This window comes from Aurantimonas sp. A2-1-M11, assembly GCF_036549475.1.
GTDB lineage: Bacteria > Pseudomonadota > Alphaproteobacteria > Rhizobiales > Rhizobiaceae > Aurantimonas.
Genome location: NZ_JAZHLI010000120.1, coordinates 1 through 6,517, shown reverse-complemented (window position 1 = coordinate 6,517; position 6,517 = coordinate 1). Strand labels below are relative to the sequence as shown.

8 protein-coding genes and 2 pseudogenes are annotated in these 6,517 nt (G+C 64.7%); 2 read left to right on the top strand and 8 right to left on the bottom strand.

Annotated elements, in window-relative coordinates; genetic code table 11:
* Positions 1–353 precede the first annotated feature (353 nt).
* A pseudogene (locus VQ042_RS24285) lies at positions 354–652 on the bottom strand (L,D-transpeptidase); the annotation flags it as partial.
* 10 nt (positions 653–662) lie between these two features.
* Between VQ042_RS24285 and VQ042_RS24280 the strand changes: the two are divergent.
* On the top strand, positions 663–812 hold the full coding sequence (locus VQ042_RS24280) for a hypothetical protein (RefSeq protein ID WP_331822846.1): 150 nt from the start codon (positions 663–665) through the stop codon (positions 810–812).
* Between the two features lie 122 nt (positions 813–934).
* Here VQ042_RS24280 and VQ042_RS24275 read toward each other — a convergent pair whose 3' ends face one another.
* The 7 genes and pseudogenes from VQ042_RS24275 to VQ042_RS24245 all read right to left on the bottom strand — a co-directional run.
* On the bottom strand, positions 935–1,198 hold the full coding sequence (locus tag VQ042_RS24275; RefSeq protein ID WP_331822845.1) for an NnrS family protein: 264 nt from the start codon (positions 1,196–1,198) through the stop codon (positions 935–937).
* A 319-nt stretch (positions 1,199–1,517) separates the two neighbouring features.
* Positions 1,518–1,991, bottom strand: coding sequence for a rhodanese-like domain-containing protein (locus VQ042_RS24270; RefSeq protein ID WP_331822844.1), 474 nt, complete (start codon positions 1,989–1,991; stop codon positions 1,518–1,520).
* A gap of 413 nt (positions 1,992–2,404) precedes the next feature.
* Positions 2,405–2,827: an EF-hand domain-containing protein gene (locus VQ042_RS24265; protein ID WP_331822843.1), complete on the bottom strand. Its 423-nt coding sequence runs from the start codon at positions 2,825–2,827 to the stop codon at positions 2,405–2,407.
* A gap of 97 nt (positions 2,828–2,924) precedes the next feature.
* Positions 2,925–3,296: a hypothetical protein gene (locus VQ042_RS24260; protein WP_331822842.1), complete on the bottom strand. Its 372-nt coding sequence runs from the start codon at positions 3,294–3,296 to the stop codon at positions 2,925–2,927.
* A 379-nt stretch (positions 3,297–3,675) separates the two neighbouring features.
* Entirely contained in the window at positions 3,676–4,008 is a 333-nt protein-coding gene (locus VQ042_RS24255) for a hypothetical protein (RefSeq protein WP_331822841.1), read from the bottom strand.
* Positions 3,998–4,225, bottom strand: coding sequence for a hypothetical protein (locus VQ042_RS24250; RefSeq protein WP_331822840.1), 228 nt, complete (start codon positions 4,223–4,225; stop codon positions 3,998–4,000). The genes VQ042_RS24255 and VQ042_RS24250 overlap by 11 nt, the downstream gene beginning before the upstream one ends.
* 413 nt (positions 4,226–4,638) lie before the next feature.
* Positions 4,639–4,986, bottom strand: a pseudogene (locus VQ042_RS24245) (transposase); the annotation flags it as partial.
* 332 nt (positions 4,987–5,318) lie between these two features.
* On the opposite strand from VQ042_RS24245, the gene VQ042_RS24240 reads away from it, so the two are divergent.
* Positions 5,319–5,753 (top strand): SHOCT domain-containing protein, encoded by a 435-nt coding sequence (locus VQ042_RS24240; RefSeq protein WP_331822839.1) that lies wholly within the window; start codon positions 5,319–5,321, stop codon positions 5,751–5,753.
* Positions 5,754–6,517 lie beyond the last annotated feature (764 nt).

Here is a 6,517-nt window from a genome sequence, read left to right as displayed (position 1 = left end):
CACGACATCCTCCCAACGGCGAAAATCCGCCGTCCAAGCGAAGAATCCATCGCAACCGCAAACGCAAGTGAACAATCAGACTACAAAAATTTCCAAATGCGATTCCCCTGCCACGGTTTCACAACCGCGGCATTCCTGAGCCCGAGGGGGCAGATCTCAATCGCCAAGACCAAGGCCCGGTCGTACGCCCAGCCTAAGGTGACACGATTGCGTCCTAGTCTAGGTCCCCCTCCAGACTGCATCCGAGGGACCTGCGCGGCTTCAGGCTTCCGGCTTCAGGCGTTAGAACCGGCGGTGGCGGTTGTAAGGCAAGGTCGAACTCGCTACTGCGCTTCGCTGCCAATCGTGACACCTCACGCTGCCTGGATGGACACGTCCTGGACCACTCTGATTGGTGTGCCGTCGGGAACGCGCTCGTACAGGTCGATGACGTCCTGGTTCAGCAGGCGAATGCAGCCCGAGGAGACCGCCTGCCGATCGACCAGGCCTCTGGCGTGCCGTGCAGGCGGTAGAGCGTGTCCTGTCCATCCTGGAAGATGTAGAGGTCCCGGGCGCCAAGAGGGTTCTTGAGACCGGGGTCCAAGCCGCCATTGGCGATGGAATACGGCTCTAGTTCCGGCTGCCGTGCGACCATCTCGTTGGGCGGCGTCCATCAAATCGGAATGGCGGCCGACATCACGTCGAAATCCGCAATGAATCGCGAGGCCTTCGGAACTTTCGCTGGGGGAATGGCCATCCAACTGCCGCCCGAACGCGCCGCGCTCAAGGATTGGGTGGAGGGCGTGGCCACGACTGCGGCCAAGGTTGCCTGATATCGGCCGCTCAATGCTGTCGTCCGGATGCCGTGCTGCATCATCGGCGCGGGCCATCTCTTCGAATCGATACTGTTCGTGGCCGCAGCCCGCGTCCTCTGGCCCGACGCCAGCGCGATGGATCAGGCCTGGATCGTTCTGGCTCGCGTCGGATGTGCTGCCGCCAACATCGGCCCGTAGACGACCACGAAGCCCAACAGCGCGAGGCTCCAGCCGGCGCCCGAAAGCATCAGAAGCGGCAGTGCGAACGGCGGCGCGAGGGCCGCTGCGATCCGCGCGAGCGCGGCGATCAGCATGGCGACGTAGAAGATGATCGTCGCGGGCGATGCTTTCAGCGCTCGCCCGGTGTGACCAAGGCTGGCGCGGGTCGTCACCGCGAGCGTCATCGTGCCAACTGCCCGCTAGCCCGCGACGATCTCTCTAAAAACCTGCGGCTCCGGGCGCAGTGGCAAGGACGCCACCGCGCGCGGCACTTGGTTTTGTACGGCGCAAGAAGACGATCCCCGGCGGTTCGGCAGAACGACAGGCCTCACCAGGAAGAGCAGCTTCACGGCCTCGACTGCGAGAAGGCTGACCCAGGCGAACCTGCGGTCCAGGCAAGGGCGCGCTCGTCGACACGAACGGCCTTTCATCTCGTCGGAGTGCGATCGTGGTCGCCCTTCTGCGCGTCCACGCCTCGTCGCCAGGCTCCATTCAGATTCCGGATCACTCCGGTCCGTTGCCGTGCGCACTGGCCACCGTGAGGCCGTTGACAATCCAGGCCGCCATGCCACCACGGTAGTAGCAGATCCTTTCGGCCGGGAAGCCGGCTTCCACCATGTGCCGGATCGCGATCGGGCTCTGGCCGCAGTTCGGGCCGTTGCAATAGGCGACGACGCGCCGTGCGTTCGAGCAGTCCCAACCGCTGTCTGTCCGTCGGCAGCCAAGCTCTTCGAGACGCTCCCCGACCTCCTCATACGGGATGTGGCTGCTGCCGGGGATGGTGAACTTCTCTCGCCACTTGGCAGTCCGCATGTCCACGACCGCTGCCTCTCCCGACTGCAAGGCCTCCAGCACCTCCAGTTCACCGACAGGATGGACACCCTCCACCGGAATCTCCGGCTGAAGCGGAGCTTCGATGAGCATGGCGTCGGTCTTCCGGCGCTGGATTTCCACCTCCCCCTGGTCGTCCCTCACCACGATTCGGCTCTGGCCTTTCGCGATCTCGATCGCCTGGCCATCGGCAGGCTGCGAATAGGATCACTCGGAGGTCATCGCACCAGACGTCTTCATCTTTCCCTCTTTTCCTCTTCAGGATTGCCGTGACCGGAGACGCAGGGACTGGCGGCTCTTTCGGATGAGCTACCCTGCGCTCATGCGCCCGTTTCCGGGGGTATTTCCGAGGCACCGGCGGCTACGCGGCCGCCGCCGAGACGTTCGGCACGACGTTTGCCGGCCAGGCCTCGCGAAGTGATTCGAACCTACTTACGCGTCGTTCTTTCCGCATGACGGGGGCCAGCCGGAAACGAGAGCGGAACCGTTGGCTGCTTTTCCTTCTCAAGCCGACCCGCCGGCGGAGGACGCGACCGTCCGCCGCCGAAAGGTCGCGCGCCCTATTCGTCGTCGGAGTTGCGGTTCCCGCGCGACTCGAGTTCATCCATCCCGATCTGGCCGTCGCCGTTTGCGTCGAGATAGTCGAACATGCGCTTGTGCATCGCCTGGAACTCGTCCAGCGACAGCTTCCCGTCGCCGTTGGTGTCCATCATGATGATCATCATCTGCGGCCCCATCATGCCCCGCCCCATCATCATGCCAGGACCCATCATGCCCATCATGCCTGGACCCCAGTCGTCCATCATGCCGGGTCCCATGCCCCCGCGGCCGCCCAACGGCATCCGTCCATAGGGGCGCCCGTCCTGGGCCTGGGCATTCGGGCCGCCGGAGCCGCCCATCATTGAGCCCTGCTGGGCATGGGCCGCGACGAGGCCGCCGGCGATGACAGCGCCGGAAAGGGCGAGGATCGAAAGCTTCTTCATTTTCAGTCTCCTGTGCGCCGGGAGGGCCGATTCTCTTCGCGCGCTCCCGTTCGAAATTAAACCGTGTGCCGCGACCAAGGTTGCCGCGGCGCTTGCCTCATGCGGTCCGCGGCGGCGGCGCTTCGGGAACTCGAACGACGACCCGCCACGCCGCACCGTCTGGCCGCGGCCAGGATCCGGCATCGGTCTGCGGGAGGAACTGGACGATCGGCGTCGGCAGAAACGAATAGCAGGCGAAGTGGCCTGGCTGGCCGAGGCAATCGGGCGTCGAGGGAACCCGGCGGCACTGCGCTGCCCCGTCGGAGGCGGTGGGGCCCGCCTGCGCACCGCATGCCACAGTCATCGTCGCCGCCGAGGCCGGCAAGACCGGCGTGAAGGCGGCGACGAACACCGCCGCCACCGCAAAGACAGCAAGCCGCCATAGCCATGGCCTCATCGCACCATTCGAGTTCGCTCGCCGGTCGAGCATTCCTGCCGCCATACATTAGCCTCGCCGCATATAACGTCGCGCATCGAGGTCCGTCCCGCAACCCCTTACGGCCTACGTATTATTACGGATGTTGCCGGCCTTCGTGAACGATCCGATAGTGGCCGGATGCGCCGTCATTTGACAGTCCTCCTGGCGATCGGCGATGGCGCCACGGGCATCGGTCATGCGGCCATAGCGGACGTCCTTCACGAGACGGCCGGTCTGGGCACTCCCCGGGAACTTAGGCAGCGGTTGCTGCGGAACCGCCTCCGTGCATGACAGCGATGGCAGCCGGTGCAGCCTGCACTGTGCGCCGGCCATCCTTACGAGCGCTGCCACGCATGGCGCCGCCCGCGCCTCGCCACCGACCATCCGACCATCAAACTGCGACACGCGCCAGCCGCCTTCGTGCGGCGCCGCGCATGACTGAAGCAGTCTGCGAAGGAATCAAAGCCGGATCCGGCGTCGCCGCGAACCCGAACGGAAGAACATGACCCACTAGAGTCGATCCACACTGGCGACGCCCGCCGCAGAAGCGGTCCCAGCCCTGCCCATGCAGCGACCCGGCCGGATGATGGCGGCCTGCGGCCTCGCCATGGCCGCAGGCACCGGCGTCGTCCTCGACGCGGCACCTGCCGGCCAGTCCCTTGGCCAGATGCGGCTCCTCGGTCTGCCGCTCGTCGGCTGCCTCGCCATGCATCTCATCCTGCACCGGGCCATGGGGGCATCCCGTCCTCCGACTCCCGCATCTCGATGGAGACGGCCCGTTCGGCGGCGCCGGCAGCGCCCGGCTGCCGGGTGGCCTCGCTGCTGTGCCTGTCGGCGTGCATGCCTTCGGCATGGGTCGGAAGCGCCCACGCCGCCGCGGCGACGAGCGCCGCCCATAGATCATGTTTCTCATCACTGAATTCCTCTTCGTCCCGCGCCATGGCGCGGGATCGTCCGATGCTGCTTTTTCCAGAAGACACGTTTCGCGTCGCAGGATCGGATCAGGCGCGAGGAGGACCCAGCGCGACAGGCATTCTCGTGCCGAGCAGTCGTGCGCCGTCCGGAGGCACGGGCATGGCAAGAGCGAACTCCGCCCTGGAGGCAGCATTAGCGACAGGACCGACACTGAGAGGCAGTGATTGGCGCAGGTTTCGGCCGCTGCCCCCTGATGCGCCGCACCATGCGACCGATCATGATACACAACCGCCGCACAAGGCGTTGGCGAAGCCGCATGCACCGGATCGGACGCGCGTGCCCATTCGGAGAACAGCCCCACGCTCGCCATAAGGATCAGAGGCGGGGGTTTGCAGGTTGCGGTCGAGGGCTGGGTTTTAGGGCGTCGCGGCCCCGTCGCTCAGGTGACGAGGCGCGGTATCCGGGCCAGGACGACACGCAGGATGCTCTGGTCGGGGCACGATGTCGGCATGTGCAGGCGGATCTGCGTTTTCAATTCGACCACCCGAGCGGCGATTTTGATGAGGCGCAGACGCAACGTGTCGAACTGCGCGACGGCGAGGTGCGAACGCTTCGGCATCGCGGCTCGTAGGCCCCACATCAGCCAGTAGGCGCCACCATGCAGAAAGAGGCGGAACCGGTTCGCCGTCGCCTTGCTGCAGGAGGTGCGGTCGGCGGCCAGATTTGTCTTGAACGACTTGATGCAGTTCTCGGCCGCTCCGCGACGGTAACAAACGTCCTGATAGAGCCTCGACCGTCTGCTCTTCAGCTACGAACATGATACCGAAGCTCGACGCCTCACGGTCCACGGCCGGAAAGCTCCGCCGTCCCGGGCATCCTCTCAACGTCGTTGGCGCTTGCGGTCACTCTGGCGGAGCATGACCCGATCCGCTAGATCGCCCCGGTGGTGGCAGACCTTGGCCAGTTGTCCGGTATGGGCACTCCCGGCGGGCTTCGAAACTGGCTCCGCATGAACATGGCTGGAATTGAGATGCCTCAATGCGGCTGAAACACAAAAGGGGAAGGAAGGGAAAACAACGAAAAGGCAGGACGATGAATCCCTCGAGAACGAGAAAGAGATTGGCGGCGACTCCCGGGCACCCGGACGACGGGACGGCCAAGTACGCGGCTCGCGCCGGCATTGCGGTGCGACCACCCTTTTGCGCCGGAGCAGTCATCGGACTGCTGGTTTGGGCGCTTCCGGTTGCAGCGAACGCTCAGACCGTCGATCAGCAGAGCTGGAACTGGGGTCACATGATGGACTCACGCTGGGGCTGGGGCGGTATGATGGGCGGCGGGATCGCGATGGTGTTGTTCTGGGCGGTGCTGATTGCCCTGGTCGCCTACCTCCTCGTGCGGCCTTCCTCCCGCCGCACCAGCAACGGGCAGCGTGCCGCGTCGGCACTCGACATCCTCGAGGAGCGCTTCGCACGTGGCGAGATCGACGAACGCGAATTCCACGACCGACGACAGGTTCTCCTCAGCCGCCCACGCCGGCAGAAAGGGAATACGTAGGCCGTGTCGGTCTATTCGAGCCAGGTGGCGGTCCCCGTTGATGTCAACGAGGGAGCAACTCCAGGCCAGTGGGGCGGANCGCCGGCAGAAAGGGAATACGTAGGCCGTGTCGGTCTATTCGAGCCAGGTGGCGGTCCCCGTTGATGTCAACGAGGGAGCAACTCCAGGCCAGTGGGGCGGAGTAAAATTCGGCGACGACGATGGCGGGACAACGCACGAAGGGGCCCGGGTGGGCCCCTTCGTGCGTCGGCTCCGTTGGTTGAGAATCAGGTGGCGGACATCTCGCCAGTTTTAGGATCGACGACTGCGTCGGTGGCCTGGTGGCCTTCGGGGCCGGGTCGATGCTGGCGGCGCTGACCCTGCCGCGCCTGCTCGACCGCGTGTCCGACCACCGGGTGATGCTGGCGGGGGCTCCGGTGCTGGCGCGGGACTGACCGCCTAGAAAGACACTATAAAGCGTATAGCTATATGCCAGCTTGTGAATAGATTGCTTTGGTACGTCATCGACCGCCTTTCAGCGGAGATCGATCGAAACATGGCCTTGCTCGGGATCCGGCACTTCGATGAGATGACGCAGGATCTGCTCGCGCCTCATCGGCAAGCCCTGCACGAATAAGCGGGCTTGCGTCGCGAATGCGGAGAGCGTTCTCAGTAGTTCGCCCTGAAAAACCCTTGGATGCCCTGTGCTTCAGGGATTCCCATCGGGTTTGAAGTATTGGAGAATGCCGGAAACCGATCCTGACCCGATTGATTTCCGGTGTTTT